General features: G+C 59.0%; 15 protein-coding genes, 1 tRNA gene and 1 riboswitch. Of the genes, 3 read left to right on the top strand and 13 right to left on the bottom strand.

The genetic code is table 11. The features are described from left to right. Positions 1-9 precede the first annotated feature (9 nt). From MWC30_RS06715 to MWC30_RS06670, 10 genes are all read right to left on the bottom strand, one after another. Entirely contained in the window at positions 10-825 is an 816-nt protein-coding gene (locus MWC30_RS06715; RefSeq protein WP_244083391.1) for a Nif3-like dinuclear metal center hexameric protein, read from the bottom strand. 208 nt (positions 826-1,033) lie between these two features. After that, positions 1,034-1,106: transfer RNA gene (locus MWC30_RS06710), tRNA-Ile, on the bottom strand. A 166-nt stretch (positions 1,107-1,272) separates the two neighbouring features. Beyond that, positions 1,273-3,072 (bottom strand): RNA polymerase sigma factor RpoD, encoded by a 1,800-nt coding sequence (rpoD, locus tag MWC30_RS06705; protein ID WP_256461225.1) that lies wholly within the window; start codon positions 3,070-3,072, stop codon positions 1,273-1,275. Positions 3,073-3,093: 21 nt separating this feature from the next. Continuing rightward, positions 3,094-4,911 (bottom strand): DNA primase, encoded by a 1,818-nt coding sequence (gene dnaG / locus MWC30_RS06700; RefSeq protein ID WP_244083390.1) that lies wholly within the window; start codon positions 4,909-4,911, stop codon positions 3,094-3,096. Between the two features lie 223 nt (positions 4,912-5,134). Next, positions 5,135-5,581, bottom strand: a complete 447-nt coding sequence (locus MWC30_RS06695; protein WP_244083389.1) for a GatB/YqeY domain-containing protein — start codon at positions 5,579-5,581, stop codon at positions 5,135-5,137. 18 nt (positions 5,582-5,599) lie between these two features. Continuing rightward, positions 5,600-6,370, bottom strand: a complete 771-nt coding sequence (gene hisA, locus MWC30_RS06690) for a 1-(5-phosphoribosyl)-5-[(5-phosphoribosylamino)methylideneamino]imidazole-4-carboxamide isomerase (protein WP_244083388.1) — start codon at positions 6,368-6,370, stop codon at positions 5,600-5,602. 59 nt (positions 6,371-6,429) lie between these two features. Then, positions 6,430-6,834, bottom strand: a complete 405-nt coding sequence (locus MWC30_RS06685) for a thioesterase family protein (RefSeq protein ID WP_244083387.1) — start codon at positions 6,832-6,834, stop codon at positions 6,430-6,432. A gap of 67 nt (positions 6,835-6,901) precedes the next feature. Beyond that, positions 6,902-8,134, bottom strand: coding sequence for a cofactor-independent phosphoglycerate mutase (locus MWC30_RS06680; RefSeq protein ID WP_244083386.1), 1,233 nt, complete (start codon positions 8,132-8,134; stop codon positions 6,902-6,904). Between the two features lie 41 nt (positions 8,135-8,175). Further along, complete coding sequence (locus tag MWC30_RS06675; RefSeq protein WP_244083385.1) at positions 8,176-9,498, bottom strand: homoserine dehydrogenase; 1,323 nt, start codon at positions 9,496-9,498, stop codon at positions 8,176-8,178. 69 nt (positions 9,499-9,567) lie between these two features. Continuing rightward, positions 9,568-10,740, bottom strand: a complete 1,173-nt coding sequence (locus MWC30_RS06670; protein WP_368860812.1) for an aminotransferase class I/II-fold pyridoxal phosphate-dependent enzyme — start codon at positions 10,738-10,740, stop codon at positions 9,568-9,570. 312 nt (positions 10,741-11,052) lie between these two features. Between MWC30_RS06670 and selB the strand changes: the two genes are divergently transcribed. Together selB and MWC30_RS06660 are read left to right on the top strand one after the other, a co-directional pair. Next, complete coding sequence (gene selB, locus MWC30_RS06665; protein ID WP_244083383.1) at positions 11,053-12,987, top strand: selenocysteine-specific translation elongation factor; 1,935 nt, start codon at positions 11,053-11,055, stop codon at positions 12,985-12,987. Positions 12,988-13,111: 124 nt separating this feature from the next. After that, positions 13,112-13,402 (top strand): Dabb family protein, encoded by a 291-nt coding sequence (locus tag MWC30_RS06660; protein WP_244083382.1) that lies wholly within the window; start codon positions 13,112-13,114, stop codon positions 13,400-13,402. 83 nt (positions 13,403-13,485) lie between these two features. Here the strand turns inward: MWC30_RS06660 and cobT are convergent, their stop codons facing one another. The 3 genes from cobT to thiC form a co-directional block, all read right to left on the bottom strand. Next, on the bottom strand, positions 13,486-14,550 hold the full coding sequence (cobT, locus tag MWC30_RS06655) for a nicotinate-nucleotide--dimethylbenzimidazole phosphoribosyltransferase (protein WP_244083381.1): 1,065 nt from the start codon (positions 14,548-14,550) through the stop codon (positions 13,486-13,488). Between the two features lie 75 nt (positions 14,551-14,625). Beyond that, positions 14,626-15,906, bottom strand: coding sequence for a B12 lower ligand biosynthesis ThiC-like protein BzaB (bzaB, locus tag MWC30_RS06650; RefSeq protein WP_244083380.1), 1,281 nt, complete (start codon positions 15,904-15,906; stop codon positions 14,626-14,628). 100 nt (positions 15,907-16,006) lie between these two features. Next, positions 16,007-17,305, bottom strand: a complete 1,299-nt coding sequence (gene thiC, locus MWC30_RS06645) for a phosphomethylpyrimidine synthase ThiC (protein ID WP_244083379.1) — start codon at positions 17,303-17,305, stop codon at positions 16,007-16,009. A gap of 146 nt (positions 17,306-17,451) precedes the next feature. Beyond that, positions 17,452-17,647: riboswitch (cobalamin riboswitch) on the bottom strand. Between the two features lie 317 nt (positions 17,648-17,964). Between thiC and MWC30_RS06640 the strand changes: the two genes are divergently transcribed. Further along, positions 17,965-18,456, top strand: a complete 492-nt coding sequence (locus tag MWC30_RS06640) for a DUF1285 domain-containing protein (protein WP_244083378.1) — start codon at positions 17,965-17,967, stop codon at positions 18,454-18,456. Positions 18,457-18,482 lie beyond the last annotated feature (26 nt).

Here is an 18,482-nt window from a genome sequence, read left to right as displayed (position 1 = left end):
GCAGACGGGCTACTCCAGGCTCCAAAAAGGATCCCGCTCCGAAGAAGCCGTGAGGACCTCCACAGGAAGTCCTTCTTCCCTCCCCTGTGACGCCAGGTATTGGGCAAGGGGTGGAACGATCAGCCGCTCCGATGCGAAATGCCCCGCGTCTACCATACACAAGCCCGCTTCCACAGCTCTTTGAGCTTCGTGATACTTGACGTCCCCCGTGACATAGACTTCGGCCCCAGCGGCAATGACCTTTTCCAAAAGGCTGCCGCCGCTTCCCGTGCAGAGGGCGATGCGTCTCACCTCCCGACGCGGGTCTCCCACTACACGCACCTTCGCGCCTCCGAGTACCGTTTCGACCCGGTTGGCAAAAGCTTTTAAGGTGATTCTCTCAGGCAAAACTCCCAGCCGGCCCATTCCACCATAAGCCGCATCATCGCGCCAGGAGGCATCCGCTTCCAAAGGCTCAGCGAATTCAAGAGCCAGGAGCTTCACCCATTGCGCGTTGGTCCCCTCCCTGGCGGCATCCAGATTCGTATGCGCGGCAATGATATGAATTCCTTTCAATAGAGCCCTGATCACGAGCGCCCCGGGAAAGGAATCGGCGCGCACTGCACTGAGGGGGCGAAAAATCAGAGGGTGATGCGTCACGAGGCATTGACAGTTCTGTTCCTCCGCCTCTTGAAGGCTCCAGGAAGCGGCATCCAGGGCCACAAGGATTCTCTCCACGCGGGCGAGAGGATCACCCACTTGAAGGCCGCAATTGTCCCAGGATTCCGCATGCCGAAAAGGAGCATGCACATCGATCCACCGCAGGACATCTTTTACTTGCGCCATTTCGCCTTGCCCCCAAAAAGTATGGGGGTGCTCCTTATCAGGAGCACCCCCATCATGATTTACACCGTCTGTATCCCTCGAGATCCGAGGCTTCCGGCTTTCCACCCACCCCCTGGCAGGGGTTTGCCGCCTCCGCTCTCGAAGATCCTCCAACTGGTTTTGACAGATTGCATACAATAGATTTCATTGGCTTCTTTATCTTGCGAAGTGGGCCCACCTGGCCTCGAACCAGGGACCGACCGGTTATGAGCCGGTGGCTCTACCAACTGAGCTATGGGCCCTCAAAAAACCAATCCTTCAGGCGAAGCTTATTTAAAAAGACCATCCGATTCTTGTCAAGCTAATTCCTGGATGGCAGATATATTGAGGCTTTGAAGCTGCCATCGTCCTGCCGGCAAGTCGGAATTCACGCAAATTCAAACCTTTTGGACGCCGGATTTCACTGTGCTAGGTCTCGATGAAGCTCCGGAGCTCCTTGCGGCGACTGGGATGCCTCAACTTGCGCAGCGCTTTGGCTTCGATCTGCCGAATACGCTCCCGCGTAACGGCGAAATCCTGTCCCACCTCTTCGAGGGTATGGTCCGCCTTTTCACCGATGCCAAAACGCATCCGGAGGACCTTTTCCTCCCTTGGCGTCAGGGTGGCCAGAGCCTTGCGCGTCTGTTCACTGAGGTTCAGATTGATGACCGCATCCACAGGGGACGCCACACGTTTGTCTTCAATGAAATCCCCCAGGTGGCTGTCTTCCTCCTCTCCAATGGGAGTCTCGAGGCTGATGGGCTCTTTGGCGATTTTCAAAACCTTCCGTACCTTGTCCACAGGGAATTCCATCTTTTCCGCGATTTCCTCCGGCGTGGGCTCCCGGCCCAGTTCCTGGACGAGGTAACGAGAGGTCCGAATGAGTTTATTGATCGTCTCGATCATGTGAACAGGAATTCGGATGGTGCGTGCCTGATCAGCAATGGCCCGGGTGATGGCCTGCCGGATCCACCAGGTGGCATACGTGCTGAACTTGTAACCCCTTTGGTATTCGAATTTGTCCACAGCCTTCATGAGGCCGATGTTGCCTTCCTGGATAAGATCCAGAAACTGCAGTCCACGGTTGGTGTATTTCTTGGCGATGCTGACAACCAGCCGAAGGTTGGCTTCTATGAGCTCGCTCTTGGCCAATTTGGCGCGCACAGTGCCGTCGTCCACCCGGCGCAGGATCTGCCGCAGGGATTTGGAATCGAGCTTCGCTTCCAGCTCACGTTCGGTGATGCGATCTCTAGCCTCGATGGCAAGGGAAGCGAGTCTCATGAACTCCTCGCCCGACAGTCCCAGGGAGCATGCGCAGGCTTCCACCTGCGACGGATCTTCCAGGGCGGCATCGTAAAGGGGCTTGAGCTCCTGGAACGGCTTGCCGCAGCGCAGGAGACAATCCTGCAATTCACGCTCGGACTTGTCGATGTCGTGCAGGCACTGGTGCAGTTTGTTGATGATGCTGTCAATGTGTCGCCGGCTGAGCTGCAGGCCCTTGAGAAGAGCGATGATTTTTTCTTTGTTGGTCTGGAGCTGCTCTTTCAGCGCAAGATCCTCTTCCGGACTGAGGTCCTGGCTGAGAAGCCTGGTCTGCATGATTTTGTTCTCTTCATCCAGGCGCTGCACTTCCTCCAACATGCCGATGACCCTGCCCTTTTGGCTGGCCTCTTCCTCTTCGGTCATCTCTTCATCCACTTCGCGAAGCACGTCGTGGAGTCGCAGGCTGTCTTCTTCCAGCCTGTGCTTGAGACGCATGATCTCCTTGATTCCGATGGACGATTCCATGATGGCGTTGAAGATGGCCCGCTCTCCCGCCTCTATGCGCTTGGCGATTTCCACTTCCCCTTCGCGCGTGAGCAGGCACACCTGCCCCATCTCACGAAGATACATCTTGACGGGATCCGTCACGCGGGCGGTGGCGTCCGCCTCCATCTGCATTTCTTCATCGTCGCCGTCCATGAGGGAATCCGAATCGGCACCGGAGCTCTCCCGAACCACCTGCACCTGCTGCTCGGAATCCACGATCTCGATGTCCATTTCATCGAAGATCATCATCATGTCATCGAGCTTTTCAGCGGACACCAGCTCTTCGGGCAGGGCTTCATTGACCTCGTCATAGGTCAGATAGCCTTTTTCCTTGCCTACGGTGATGAGACGTTTGATGTCATCCATTTCAGGCTTCGATAGGGCAGGATCGCGTCTCTGCTTGATTTCCTTCTCCGTCATCGGCTTCTCTCTCCCCAAACGTTATCCAATGGGTCCCTCACCCTTCCCGGGTGGTTTAAGACTTTGAACTTTTTTCGATAAAATATCCAGCATCCGCGACAGGTCCCCATCTTGATCCGCCTGGCGGAGGGCTTCGTTCAAATGGTCATTTTCCTGCTTGATCCTGCGCCTGAGGACCATCTCCAACCAGTCCGTCAACTGCACCCGGGGCTCCTCCAGCCCGCACTCCTCCAGGAGAAGACGCGTGAAAAGCTCCTGCAATCCAGGATCCGTCAAACCGTCATAAACCCTGGTCGCCTGGAAGGGATGGTCGGGAGGGTGCGGCGAGCCCAGGATCACCTCGGCAAGGGTTTTCAATCCGGCTTCCTGAAAATGGCCCACCGCTTCCGAAGCGGCCACATCGGGTATCAACTCCGGATGATGCACCATCAATCGCACGATACGCTCTTCCAGGGTTTGTGCTTGAGGAGCCCGCGGCTGAAACGATCTCCTCCGGGGAGCGCGGGATGGTCCGGCTCCAGTGCGGCTGCCGTGCAGCCATTGCCGCTCAATGATTTCCTCCGAAAGGGAAAGACGATCTGCCACCAGACGCAGATATTCCGACCGCAATACGGGCTGGCGGACCGCCGAAAAAAGGGGCTGCAGATCCTTCAGTACTTTGGCTTTACCAACGGAGCTTCCATCCCAGCCGTCGAGAATTTTGCGGAGGGCATACCCCCCCAGGTCCCTGCGCCCCTGCAACAGGTGTTCGAACCCGCTCAGCCCTTCTCTCTTCAGGAAATCATCCGGATCCAGGCCATCGGGAAACCGGATGCAGCTGACAGCCACCTCTTCCTGGAGGAAAAGGGGCAACGCCCGCATCATGGCCTTTTCCCCAGCGTCATCCCCATCGTAGGCCAGGACGACTTCATCGGCCATGCGGCCGAGGATGCGCACTTGCTGAGGAGTGAGGGCGGTCCCCAGGGTCGCAGTCACCCGGTAGAATCCCTGGGCGTGAAATGCCAGGAGATCCATGTACCCTTCCACCAGCACCACCTGCCGGTTCCGGCGGCACGCCTCCCTGGCACGCGGGATCTGGTAGAGCATCCGGCCCTTGTGATACACTGCGGTTTCGGGACTGTTGAGATACTTGGGCTCTCCCTCGAGATGGTCGGAAAGCGCCCTCCCCCCGAAGCCCACTACCCGTTCCTGCTCATCCACAATGGGAAAGATGAGGCGATTGCGAAACCGGTCGTATAGTTTCTTGGAATCTTTGGAGCTCTTTGCCAGTAACCCGGCCGCCACCCCCAGTTCCGGATCAACGCCCAGGCTCGTCAAATGCCCCAGCAGCCCATCCCACTCCGCTGCAGCATACCCGAGCTTTTCAGCCTCCACGACGCTCTGCGGCAACTGCCGCCTCTGCAGATAGTCCCTGGCGATTTTCCCGGCGGAGCTGTGATGCAGCTGCCGATAAAAGAAATCCGCCGCAGTTCGCAGGACGCTGAAAAGCATCTCCCGTTGCTTCCGCGCTGCATCCGCACCCCCAGCCCCAAGGGTGCGAGGATCACCCTTTTCGGGTAAAACGATATGATACCGGTCCGCCAAATACCGCAGGGCATCTCCAAAGGATACGTTCTGGTAGCGCATCACAAAGCTCAGAACGTCCCCGCCGCTGCCGCAGCCGAAGCAGTAGTAGAGCTGGTTTTCCGCATCGACCTGGAACGAGGGAGTCTTTTCCTGATGAAAAGGACAAAGCCCCACATGACGATGGCCGGCTCGCCGCAAGGGGACAACCTGACCGACAACGTCAACAATATCTACAGTCTGCTTCACCAAGGAGGCGACATCCGAGACACTCACCTGAGACGGCTTACTCCCTGAAAGAAAAGAGACAGTTCCAACCAAGACTGACATTCGCGTCAAACTTGTGATTTTTATCCGTTCAGTTCGTTCAAATCAAGGGGATTTTTCCTGTACCAGGCGGGATGGAAGTCGCTTATCAAAGAAAATCGAAATGTTATCATGGATTTAATTGCAGCAGACCGGATTCAGGTGTTCGCCGGCGTAAAGCAGCCTATGCAGCTCACCCCTGCAGCTTCTGCCGCACCAGTTCATTCACCTGCTTGCCGTCGGCCCGTCCCACCACTTTGGGCATGAGGACTTTCATGATCTTGCCCATTTCCCTGGCGGATTGAGCGCCCACTTCGGCGATGGCTTCATCGATGATTTGACTCAGAGCCTCCGGCGAAAGGGCTTCGGGGAGAAAAGACCGGAGCGTCTCGATCTCGGCCTCCTCCCTGGCTGCCAGCTCGCCCCGACCAGCCTTCGTGAACTGCTCGACGGAGTCCCGCCGCTGCTTAATCTGTGAGCCGATGATCTGCTGAATCTCGGCATCGTCAGGGAGCCTTCGCAGCTCTTTTTCCTTGTTCTTTATGGCTGTGAGAAGCAGCCGGACCGCATTGCGCTTGTTTTCGTCTTTCTGGCGCATGGCCTCTTTGAGCATTCCCTCGATATCCTGCATGAGTGCCATCGTTCTGCCTCCCTTCAATCATTTGGGCGTGGAGCCGGTTTCCATGGGTCCACCGTCTTTCATATGGGATTTCAGCCGGGCTATGGCTTCACCCAGGATGAGGGTCCCGTTGTAAATGGCCCGGCCTGTGATGACGCCGAGAAGCCCGAGGGGCACCAATGGGAGCAGGGCTTCCACGTCCGCCAGGGTAGCCACGCCTCCCGACGCGATGACGGGCAGGCGGGTCGCCTCCAACATGCGTCGCGTGGATTCGACGTTTACCCCGGACTGCATTCCGTCCCGATGAATGTCCGTAAAAATCACGGCCGCCAGATCGAGATGGGCAAACCGTTGCACGAATGCAATGGCGTCCGTTCCGGTGGTTTCTTTCCAGCCTTCCACAGCCACCTGTCCGTCACGAGCATCGATGCCCAGGGCGATGCGGTGGGGGTGGCGCCGGCAGGCTTCATGGAGGATCTTCGGGTCCCGCAGAGCAGCCGTGCCCAGGATCACCCGCTCTACTCCCAGGGCAAGGTATTCCTCGATGGTCTCCAGATTGCGTATACCCCCCCCCACCTGGACAGGGATGGAGATGGACCGGGCGATGGATGCGATGATCTCACGGTTCTTGGGAGCCTTGGCAAAGGCTCCGTCCAGGTCCACCACATGGAGCCATTCAGCTCCCTCCCCTTCCCAGCGCCGAGCGACAGCCACGGGGTCTCGCCCATAGATGGTGGCACGGTCCGGATCGCCCTGCATGAGGCGCACGCACAGCCCGTCCTTCAGGTCAATTGCGGGATAAATAATCATGAGTATCCTGTTGACAGCTATGGATAGAATTTAAAGAGAAAAAACCGGGGAGCCGCCCGTCAAAGGGTTTCCCTCGCAGCATCCAGGAGGGTGCGGAGAAACTCAGGGGGTTTCATAACCTTTCGATCCCGGTTCACGCAGACATGGACGGTGTAGCCTCGGGTGAGGAGATCATCCTCTCTCGAAATCACATATTCGAACCTCAAGCGTGCAGGTCCGGCAAAGGAAAACTCCGTGGCGACGGTGATCAAATCGTCGTAAAAGGCCGGCTTGAGATAGGAGCAGTGTGCCTCCACCACGGGCAGGTAAATGCCTTCCTCTTCCAATTCCCGGTAGGTCTTGCCGGAGGCTCGAAACCACTCGGCGCGTCCCACCTCAAACCACTTCAGGTAGTTGCTGTGGTAGGCCTGCCCCATGGCGTCCGTATCGCCATAGATGACTCGGATATTTGTCTTTACGATCATTGCTTTCCTTGAAAAAACAGGGGGAAACCCCGACCGCGGCAGGAAAAAGCCGGGCTTTCACAGGGTATCACGCCTTTCGAGAGGTCAATCCGACAAAATGCTCAAAGAGCTCCACCCCACTCGGCAATTCCCAACCCGCCTGGCGAGCGACCCGCTCGCAGAATGCCTCCCCCGCAGCACGGCGACTTGGAGCATCATTCAGGTCTTCCACCAGTAGGAACGGCACGGGATCACCCACGTGAGTCCGCTTGTGGATGGGAGTCAGGTGATCCGTCACGATGAGCAGGTTGACCCGGCCCAGGGCTTTCGCCCCTCCGGCTATCGGTCCGACGACCCGGGCATCGAAAGCCTCGATGGCTTCAATCTTTTTGGAGAGGCTCCCTTCATGGCTGGCTTCATCGGGGGCTTCAATGTGCACGTAGACATAGTCGCCGGTCTCGAGGGCCTTCAGAGCGGCGCTCACTTTCCCGGCATAGTTGGTGTCCAGGTAGCCCGTCGCCCCGGGTACCGCGATGGGGTCGAGCCCGGCATAGACTCCCAGCCCCTTCAGGAGGTCCACCGCCGAAATCATAGCCCCCGTCAGCCCCGCCTTTTCCTTCAGTGTGGGAATGGACGGCGCCCTTCCCTGCCCCCAGAGCCAGACGGCGTTGGCAGGGCGCTTGCCCTCGGACACCCGCCTGCGATTCACGGGGTGGTCCGCCAGTATCCCCTCCGCCCGCTCGGTGAAGTCCAATAGAACGGACTCCGACCGATAGACCTCCTGGTGCGGGGCTGCGGGCTCCCCGGAAATGTCGTGGGGAGGGGTTGTCGTCAAATCTTCACGCCCTCCCGGCCACACGAGCAGGTGCCGATAGCTCACGCCCGGATAGAGCTTCAGGGGACTGCCGGCCACGGCCTGCTGCAGGGAATCCACCAGTTCACGCGCCTCCCCCGTGGTGATGTGCCCTGCGGAATAATCCAGCATGCGCACGATTCCGGCTTCATCCTTTTCCAGGGTCACCAGGTTGCAGCGAAAGGCCACGTCCCGGGGATCCAGCTGAACCCCCATGCTGGCCGCTTCCAGGGGAGCCCGCCCCGTGTGATAAACCGCGGGGTCATACCCCAGGAGACTCATATTGGCCACATCACTCCCAGGCTCCATGGATTCGGGCACGGTGCGTGCCATACCCATGCGCCCCCGGAGCGCCAGCTCGTCCATATAGGGAGTCCGCGCCACCTCCAGCGGGGTTTTCCCTCCAAGTTCCTCCAGGGGATAGTCTCCCATCCCGTCACCCACCAGAATGATATATTTACAATTCATTTTTCTCTCGAATGGCAGCGTCTGGATCCAGGAATCGCCGATCAATCGTCCGCCTGCGTCTCATGGTTTTCGATACGGATGAGCTGCGTCGGAGCCAGCACCATGTCCAAACGGTCTATTTCTTCCAATGCCTTGCGCACGTTGGCCTCCACAGCTTCGTGTGTGACCATGACGATGGGGACGGAGCCTTCCGTTTCCCGCCCCTTCTGAATGACGGCGGAGATGCTGATTTCGTTGGCTCCCAGGATCCCGGAAATTTTCGACAACACACCCGGGCGATCCAGGGCGGAAAAACGGAAATAGTAGCAGGTGGATATGTCCGAAATGGGCTTCAAGGGAATTTCCTTCAGCCGGTCGGGAAGGAATGCCAGTGGGGCGATGCGCGGGGGAGTCTCCGCCAGGATGTCCCGAGCGATATCCATGAGATCGCTCACCACGGCGCTTCCCGTGGGCAGCATCCCGGCGCCCATGCCGTAGAGCATTATATTCCCGACAGAATTTCCGTGGATGTGCACCGCATTGTACGCCCCGCTCACCCCCGCCAGAATGTGGTCCTTGGGAATGAAAGTGGGGTGAACCCGCATTCCCACACGGCCATTGGTGTTTCTGCCGATGGCGAGGAGCTTCAGGCGATACCCGAATTCCTCACCGAACTGAACATCGAGGGGATCGATGCGGCTGATCCCTTCCGTATAGACGGCATCGAACTGAATAGGAGTCCCAAAGGAAAGAGCGCTGGCGATGGCAAGCTTGTGGGCCGCGTCCGTTCCCTCGATGTCAAGGGCCGGGTCGGCTTCGGCATACCCCTTGGCCTGAGCTTCCCCCAGGGCGGCGTCAAAATCGAGTCCCCCCTCCGTCATGCGGGTCAGGATGTAATTGGCCGTACCGTTGAGGATGCCGAAAATCGTGTCGATGCGGTTTCCAGCAAGCCCTTCCCGAAGGGACTTGATGATGGGAATCCCCCCGCCCACGGACGCCTCGAACCCAATGGCGCGACCGTTCTGACGGGCGATATCGAAGAGCTCATTGCCATGATGAGCGAGAAGCGCCTTGTTGGCGGTGACGACATACTTCTTATTTTCCAGGGCCTGCCGGATGAAGGTTCTGGCCGCACCCAGGCCGCCCATGAGCTCCACCACGATGTGGATCTCGGGGTCGTTCATGATCTCTTCGGCCCGCGTCGTGAGCAGTTCGGAAGGCACAGCCACCGGACGGGGACGATCGAGATCCAGGTCCGCCACCCGCAGGAGCTTGAGGGGAGCTCCCAGGCGGTTTTCTATAGCTTCTGCGTTGTCACGCAGGGTTTGGATGACTCCGCAACCTACCGTGCCCCAACCGATCAATCCGATTCCAATGGCTCGCATCTCACCCTCACATGGTTTGAAGAGTTCCGTTGTGACCGCCTCCATGGAGAAAGCGGTCCTGCTCCTGCTCTATTTCTGCAAAGCGCGCCGGAGACCGCGAATGGCCTGCTTTGTCCGCATTTCGTTTTCCACGAGAGCAAACCGCACGTACTCGTCCCCGTATTCACCAAACCCAAGGCCGGGGGAAACGGCCACTTTCCCCTCCTGGATCAAATACTTGGAAAATTCCACGGAACCCATGTGCCGGAAGGCCTCGGGAATGTGCGCCCACACGAACATGGTCCCCTTGGGTTTTTCTGTCGGCCAGCCGACGCGATTGAGGCCGTCCACCAGGACGTCCCTCCTGGACTTGTAAACGGACACAATCTCGTCCACACAGGACTGATCCCCTTTGAGGGCTACCGTGGCAGCGATTTGGATGGGCTGGAAGACCCCGTAATCCAGGTAGCTCTTGATGCGGGTGAGGGCCGCAACCATTTCGGCATTCCCCACACAGAAGCCGACCCTCCAGCCCGCCATGCTGTAGCTTTTGGACATGGAAAAGAATTCTACTCCCACGTCTTTGGCGCCCGGCACCTGGAGAAAACTGGGGGCCTTGTACCCGTCGAAGGTGAGATCGGCATAGGCCAGGTCATGAATGACCATTATGTTATTTTCTTTGGCAAAATCTACGATTTTGGCAAAGAAGTCCAGATCCACGACCTCCGTGGTGGGGTTGTGAGGATAGGAGATGATGAGCAGCTTGGGACGCGGCCACGTCTGCCGGGTGGCGTTTTGGAGGTCCTCCAGAAAATTGCGCCCCGCACCGATGGGAATCGACCGGACGTCTCCCCCCGCGATGATGGCTGAATAGGGATGAATGGGATACGTCGGGCTCGGGGCGAAGACGACGTCCCCCGGGCTCACCAGGACGAGCACCAGGTGTGAGAGCCCTTCCTTGGCTCCAATGGTCACGACGGATTCGCATTCGGGATCGATATCCACGTCGTAGCGCCGCTTGTACCATTCGGCGACCCCTTCCCGCAGCTTCGTGATGCCGCGTGAGGCGGAGTAACGATGATTGTGCGGCTTCCGGGCCGCCTCCACCAACTTCTCGATGATGTGCCTGGGGGTCGGCAGGTCGGGATTTCCCATCCCCAAATCGATGATGTCTTCCCCCGCCCTGCGGCGCTCCATCTTGAGCGCATTGACCTGGGCAAAAACATAGGGCGGCAAACGATACATTCGGCTGTGCTGAGCGATATTGAAACTCATGGCGTCTCTCCCTTGTGTCTAAACCTTGGAAAAGTATATTAACTACAAGGTGATGTCAAAACATTTCCCGGCCGTAACCCCTGTTCTGCCTGGGAGAAAATGGAACGTTTACGACGATGCGGATCCATGGACACATCGCTGGGAGGCAAGTCTACAGCACAGGGGACGGCTCAACAATAGTCTGCATGGAAAGGCTTGAACTGACAGGGACTGTTCTGCTAAGTTACCTTCGTTTATGCATCCTTATAAGCACTGTATAAGAACTGTACATTTCCCGTTATGAAGTGAAAAGGCGCGCTGATGAAGCAAGTAATATTGGGCACTGCAGGCCATATCGACCATGGGAAAACGTCCCTCATTCGGGCTCTGACGGGCATCGATACGGATCGCCTCAAGGAGGAAAAACTCCGGGGCATCACCATCGAGCTGGGGTTCGCACATCTGGAGCTTCCCAATGGAGACCGGCTGGGAATCGTGGATGTGCCCGGACATGAGCGCTTCGTCAAGCACATGGTCGCCGGGGCCACGGGCATCGACCTGGTGGCCCTGGTCATCGCCGCCGACGAGGGGGTCATGCCCCAGACGCGCGAACATATGGAAATCTGCCAGTTGCTTCGCGTCAAAAAGGGTCTTGTGGTCCTCACGAAAATCGACATGGTGGAAGACCCGGACTGGATCGAAATGGTCCAGGAGGATGTCGCTCAGTTCCTCAAGGGAACTTTTCTGGAAGGATCGCCCATTTTACCCGTTTCAGCCGTTACGGGAGAAGGCATTCCCGAGCTGAAGGATGCCCTGACCCGGCTGGTTGAAACCGTGGAGGCACGCAGCCCCGACGGCCCTTTCCGCCTTTCCGTGGACCGGGTGTTTACCATGAAAGGCTTCGGAACCGTCGTGACGGGTACCAGCACGGCGGGAAAGCTCCACATCGGGGATCCCGTCATGATCTACCCCCCCGGGCACAAGACGAAGGTACGCGGGTTGCAGGTGCACGGCCAGGAGGTGGAGGAAGTCCTTCCGGGCCGGCGTACCGCCATCAATCTCCAGAGCATCGAACGGGCCATCATTCAGCGGGGAGACGTGGTGGCGACACCCGGCTCTCTTGTGGCCACCCACATGGTGGACGTCTACCTCGACCTGCTCAAGAGCGCCCCCCGCCCCCTGAAGCACCGGGCGAAGGTACGGTTCCACACGGGAACCGCCGAGCACCTCGGCACCGTGATTCTTCTCGATCGCGAGGAGCTCCTGCCGGCCGAAAGCGCCTTCGTGCAGATTCGCCTGGACCATCCCGTGGCGGCGCTGCGAGGCGACCGGTTCGTGCTGCGCTCCTACTCGCCCGTCCAGACGGTGGGAGGCGGAACCATCCTGCATCCCCTCCCGCGCAAGCATAAGGGCCATGACAAGCGGGAAGCCGCTGTCGCCCTGAAAACCCTCCTGGACGGTGCCGAAACCGACATCATCCTCTGGCACATACTCGACGCCGGCTGGACAGGGCTCACGGAGCACGAGCTCCAGGTGCGCGCCAACGTCTCCCCCAAACTGCTGGAAAAGGCCCTCCAACGATTCATCAGCCAGAAGCAGGTCATCCTTTATGACAAGGAGAACCGGAAGCTCCTCCATCCCGAATCCATGGAGCAGCTGAAGCAGGCCATCGTGGAGCAGCTCACGGATTACCACCAAAAATTCCCCCTGAAGACCGGTATGCTCAAGGAGGAGCTTTCGGCCCAGCTGCCCCGGCCCGTTGACGTGAAGCTCTACAATTTCGTCTTGCGCCACCTGGCGGAACAGGACGTGCTGGCCCAGGAAATGGAGTGGGTCCGCCTGATGACCCACAAGGTCGACCTGACCCGGGACGAAGAAGCCATCCGCGAGAAAATTGAAAAGGCCTTCCGCGAGGGGGGACTCCAACCGCCTTTCTTCAAGGATGTGGCCGAAAAGCTTCCGGGAACCCCGCGCCAGCACCAGGACGTGCTCCAGTGGATGATTTCCAAGGGCATCATTGCCAAGACCAAGGAAGATCTATACTTCCACACCTACGCTTTGAGCGATCTTCAGGAGCGTTTGGTGGCTTTTCTCAAGGAGCATGGAGAGATCTCCACGCCCCAGTTCAAGGAGATGACCGGGGCCAGCCGCAAGTATACGATTCCCCTGCTCGAATACTTCGATATGCAGAGGGTCACCATCCGCATCGGGGATATGCGCCGACTGCGCGAAAGCAAAGCGGGCCAGTCATCGTAGGGATCGGCCCGGCGGGATGAGAACAATGGGACGCTGAAAACGCTGATGTGCGCTGACTTTCGCTGATAAAGACAAATCAGGAGTGGTCTTTTTCACACACACCACCTCCACAAGGAGACGAACCATGCTCAAACACGTCGTTTTCATGAAATTCAACAAAAGCGCCACGGACGAGGGCATTGCCGACCTGGAGCAGGGCCTCGGGCGTTTGCCCGCCGTCATTCCCGAGATCAAGGGATACGAATTCGGGCGGGACATCATTCACTCGGAACGGTCCTACGACTTTTGCCTGGTTTCCAGCTTCGACGATCTGGAAGCCATGAAGCGCTACCAGGTGCACCCGGACCATGTGGTCGTCCTCGGCAAGGTGAAAGCCCTCTGTGAAAGCATCCTGGCCGTCGATTTCCTGTACTGATGCCCCATGGAGAAACGCTCGAATCCCCAGCTTCGAGCATAGCGTCAGCGCCGCCTTCTGTGGCGGCGCTGACGCATGTGCCCTCAGGACCTTCTGCACACTCCGGCATCTTCGAAGGTGAGCATCCTGCCGATCACCTGGGCTGCCGATTCCACGATGTTCATAGCCAGGGCGGCCCCGGTCCCCTCTCCCAGGCGGAGATTGAGGTTCAACAGAGGCTTCAGCTCTAATTCCTCCAGCATGACCCGGTGTCCGAATTCCAGGGACTGGTGTGCGGCGATCATGTAATCGAGGGAAGCGGGGGCCAGCTTTTTGGCGAGGAGCGCCCCCGCCGAAGAAATGAATCCATCCACAATGACAGGCGTTTTGCAGTAAGCCGCCCCCAGGATCAGACCGGCAATGCCACCGATCTCGAATCCACCCACCTTGGCCAGGACATCCAGAGGATCCCCGGGATCGGGCCGGTTCACTTTCAGTGCCCTGTCGATGACGGCAATTTTGTTCTCCAGGGATGCATCGCCGATCCCTGTGCCCCTCCCCGTCACCTCCCGGGCCGACCGACCGGAAAGGGCCGCCAGGATGGCGCTGCTGGGCGTCGTATTCCCTATGCCCATATCCCCCGTGGCGAGGAGCTCGACACCTTCCCGCACCAGATGGCCCGCGATCTCAATGCCGCTCTCGATGGATTTGACCGCCTGTTCGCGAGTCATGGCCGGGCCTCGCGCTATATTCTGTGTTCCATAGCCCATTTTGCGGAAGATGACCTTATCCCCGAAGGAAGCATCCAGATCACTGGCCATTCCCATATCCACCACGACGACGCGAGCCCCCGCAACCCCTGCCAGAACATTGATGGCCGCACCTCCCGCCACGAAGTTGGCCACCATCTGGGGAGTGACCGCCTGGGGAAAAGCACTCACTCCCTCTTCCACGACTCCGTGGTCCCCCGCCATGGTCACCACTGCCTTCTGCGTTACGGACGGCTTCAGGCTCTCCTTGACGGCAGCCAGCTGCTCCGCCAGAACTAAGAGATCTCCCAGGCTCCCCTGGGGAATGGCCAGATTGTTCAGGTACTCTCCGGCCTTCCGGCGCCAGTCGGCGCTGGCAGGTCCGATTCCCTCCAGCGTGGCCCGAAGTAATGCTCCCATTCGAATTCCTCCCGCTTGATTTCATAGAATAAATATCACCTGCACTTTCAGCCGGCTCAGTCAGTCTGTCCCGCTTCAGGCGATTCCGAAGTACTCAGCCGCCACCCGGGCTGCACATTGGGAGCCGCAGACGGCGCAGGAATGGCCGTTTCCGTCCCCTCCAGCCAGGGCTCTCACCTTTTCGGGGTCGAGGGAAAGGCCGACCTGCCGATCCAGGTTCAACGCCACGCGGGCGCGGGCCATTTCCAGGTCCCTCGCCAATGCCTGCCTGTTGCCTCTCGCCAGGTCGGCCGCATGCGCGGCAATACGGGCGGCGATGATTCCATCCCTGACGTCCTCTTCCGTCGGAAGGCCGAGATGCTCCGCCGGCGTGACATTGCACAGAAAGTCGGCGCCGGCCGCACCGGCTATGGCCCCGCCGATGGCTGAAGTGATGTGGTCGTAGCCGGGAGCAACGTCGGTCGCCAGGGTTCCCAGGACAAAATAGGGTGCGCCATGGCACAAGCGTTTCTGAAGGAGCATGGTCGCCCGGACATGGTGCATGGGAACGTGTCCGGGCCCCTCCACCATGACCTGGACTCCCGCCGCATGGGCCCTGGCCGTCAGTTCGCCGGCGATGATCATCCCCTGCAGCTGCGCCCCATCCAGGGAGTCCGCCGTGGCGCCGGGCCGGATGGCGTCTCCCAGGCTCAGGGTCACATCGTAGCGCTTCAGGATTTCCAGGAGGCGGTCGAACTGCTCATACAGGGGATTTTCTTTGCCGTTGTGGAGCATCCAGCCCGTGAGGAAGGCTCCGCCGCGACTCACCACGTCCGTGACCCGGCCGGTGTTCTTGAGGCGCTGGATGACCTGGAAGTTCAAGGCAGAGTGAATCGCCATGAAGTCCACGCCCTCCTGGGCCTGTTTTTCAACGGCGGCAAACATATCGTCCTCTTTCATGGCCACCACGCTTCCCCGCTTCTCGATGGCCTCGACGGCACACTGGTAGATGGGCACGCTTCCCACAGGCATGTCCGCCTGGGAGAGGGTCTGGCGCCGGACGGCGTCGATATCTCCGCCGGTGCTCAGGTCCATGACGGCATCGGCCCCCGCCTGTCGGGCAAGGGCAAGCTTGCGCGCCTCCATCCGAATGTCGTCTCGATCGCTGGAAGTGCCGATGAGGGTGTTCACTTTGATGCGCAGCCCCTGCCCGATGCCGCAGCATTGAAATGGTTTTCTCCGGATATTCCTGGGAATGACGATGTTCCCTGCAGACACTCCAGACTGAATCAAATCGACGTCCACGTTTTCCTGCCGAGCCACACTTTCCATTTCCGGAGTGATGCGGCCTGCGCGGGCCGCCGACACCTGAGTCATGGGTTCGTCCTTTCTTGCATCGAGAATGAGGTGTTAGCTGTAAGGTCTTAGCTGTAAACTGTTAGGCATTAGCTGTCAGGCGTTAGGGAGATGTTTCCAGTCAGCAAGATCCCTCCGAAGTTCCCAAATATTGGGACACGACTTTCATCGCACAATATTTTCCGCACATGGCGCATCCGGAAGAAGATTCCCCGCTCCGCTCCCTTCTGAGCTTCCCGGCGCGCTCGGGATCCATCGCCAGGGCGAGCTGCGCATCCCAGTCCAGCTCCTTTCGCGCCCGGGAAAGCCGCAGATCCCAATCGGCAGCGCCGGGAAGCCCCCGGGCCAGGTCCGCCGCATGAGCGCCGATGCGTGCGGCGATGACCCCTTCCCGTACCTGTGCGGCGTCCGGAAGGCCCATGTGCTCGGCGGCAGTGACGGTGCAGATGAGCTCGGCTCCCGCCCAGGCCGCCATTGCCCCCCCGATGGCGGCGCTGATGTGATCATAGCCCGCGGCAATGTCCGTCACGACGGGACCAAAGACAAAGTAGGGGGCTCCCCTGCAGAGGCTCTTCTGGAGCGTGACCGTTGCTTCGATATGGTTCAGGGGAACATGCCCCGGCCCTTTCACCATGATCTGAACCCCGGCCTCCCGTGCCCGCCGCACCAGTTCCCCGAGGATCACCAGTTCGTGGACCTGGGCGCCGTCGAGGGAATCGGCCACACATCCCGGCCGCATGCCGTCGGCGAGACTGACCGTGACATCATATTTGCGGGCAATTTCCAGTACACGGTCATAGTGCTGGTAAAGGGGATTTTCCCGCTGGTTATAGAGCATCCAGCCGATGAGGTGAGAACCGCCGTAGCTCACCAGGGGATCGATGCGGCCCTCGCTCTTTGCCCGCTGCACGATATCCATGGTCGTGCCGCAGTGCATCGCCAGAAAATCCACTCCATCGGCGGCCTGGCGCTCGATGACCTCGAAGAGGTCGTCCACCGTCATCTGCACGGGAGACGCATATTTTTCCGCTGCTTCCGCGATGGCTTGATAGAGGGGAAGGGTCCCCACGGGTGTAGGGGTAACGGACAGGGTCCGGCGGCGCATGGCGTCAATGTCTCCACTGACGCTCAGGTCCATGACGGCATCGGCTCCCGCGGCAACCGCGGCCCGAATTTTTTCGACCTCGACATGGATACCGGCTTCCGCGCCGTAGAGCCCCACGCTCGCACTCACCTTGGTCCGCAGGCCTCTCCCCATCCCGGCAGGAATCCCGCCCCTGCGCCGATGGTTGCAGGGTATGACAATGGTTCCCTCGGCAACCCCCTGCCTCACCTGTTCGGGCGTGACGCCCTCCCTTTCCGCTACCTGTTCCATTTCCGGCGTGATTTTTCCCTCAAGCGCTTGAGTCAACTGGGTCATGAAATTCCTTTCTCCGCCCTGATGGTTCCTGGCAAAACCAGTCCGTACATCTGCACCGTGTCTCTTTGGGATAAAAAAAAAGTCCATGCCGAAATCGGCATGGACTTTTCCATCATCCATGAACACTTCACAACAACCTCAAGGGTTGTGCTCATACATTTCCAGGCAGGTCTCCTGGCTCCCGGCTTGGATCGTCCGAACCTCCCTTCCCGCCTGCCTTGCCACGAGGGGACGACGGACGGTGGATACGAGGTGGACTACCGGTTACAGTGGCGGGACCGCCCGGGATTCTCACCCGGTTCCCTATTCTCCCTTACGGGCACCTTGGAAATGTTCTATTCCATAGTTCGCGGATCTTTTTATTCACACGGCCGAGGTTTGTCAAAGGAATTTTTGAGGACCTGCAGGCATGGAAACCCGGCCGCATGTACCCTCCAGAGGGCCTCGAAATGGAGCGCTGTCATTTCCACCGAAGGAGGAAATCTGGAGATCCGATCGCAACATTATGAAATTGTCCCAAAAAGTCATGATATTCTACAAAATGAAGCCTTTGCATCCCCGTGCTTCGGGATTATTCTGGATCAGTACTCAATAAGGAACGAGCGCCGTGACGACAGCGCCGGAGGGACGTCGCACCGGAACAAGGGGAAATGCATTTCATGTCTGATCCGCACCAGCAGCACCTCTATCACTATGCCGTCGACGCGCACGGAGAGTGGAGCTGTGAGGGGAACCCGGTCACGGACCCCGAGCTCTTTCGCTTCCTGAGCCGATGCCTCGACGAGAAAAACGGCCGTTATTTCATCCGGTGTGAAGGAGAAGTGCATCCCGTCCAGGTAGAGGATGCGCCGTTGTGGGTGCATTGCGTGCATGTGGAAGCGGACTCGAATGGTGAGCTGTACCGTGTGGAAATCGAGCTTGCAGACGGGCGGAGGGAGCCGCTGAAGGCCGAGACACTGACGGTCGCCCAGGGGGAAGCGCTCTACTGCCGCGCCACACATCGCGGACTGAAGGCCCGGTTCGGGAAGCTGGCTTATTATGAGCTCACCCGATACCTCCAGATGGACCCGGATGAAGAAACCTTCTATTTTCTCATCGCCGGCTGCCGCTTCGATATACGGGAGGATACACCCAGTGGGGCAGCCGCTTGAGACCCCGGCGAGGTCTGCCTCCGGCA

Origin of the sequence: Desulforhabdus sp. TSK, from assembly GCF_022836495.1 — a bacterium.
Taxonomy (GTDB): domain Bacteria; phylum Desulfobacterota; class Syntrophobacteria; order Syntrophobacterales; family Syntrophobacteraceae; genus Desulforhabdus.
The sequence above is the reverse complement of the archived record's forward strand: the minus strand, read 5'-3'. Positions and strand labels throughout refer to the sequence as shown.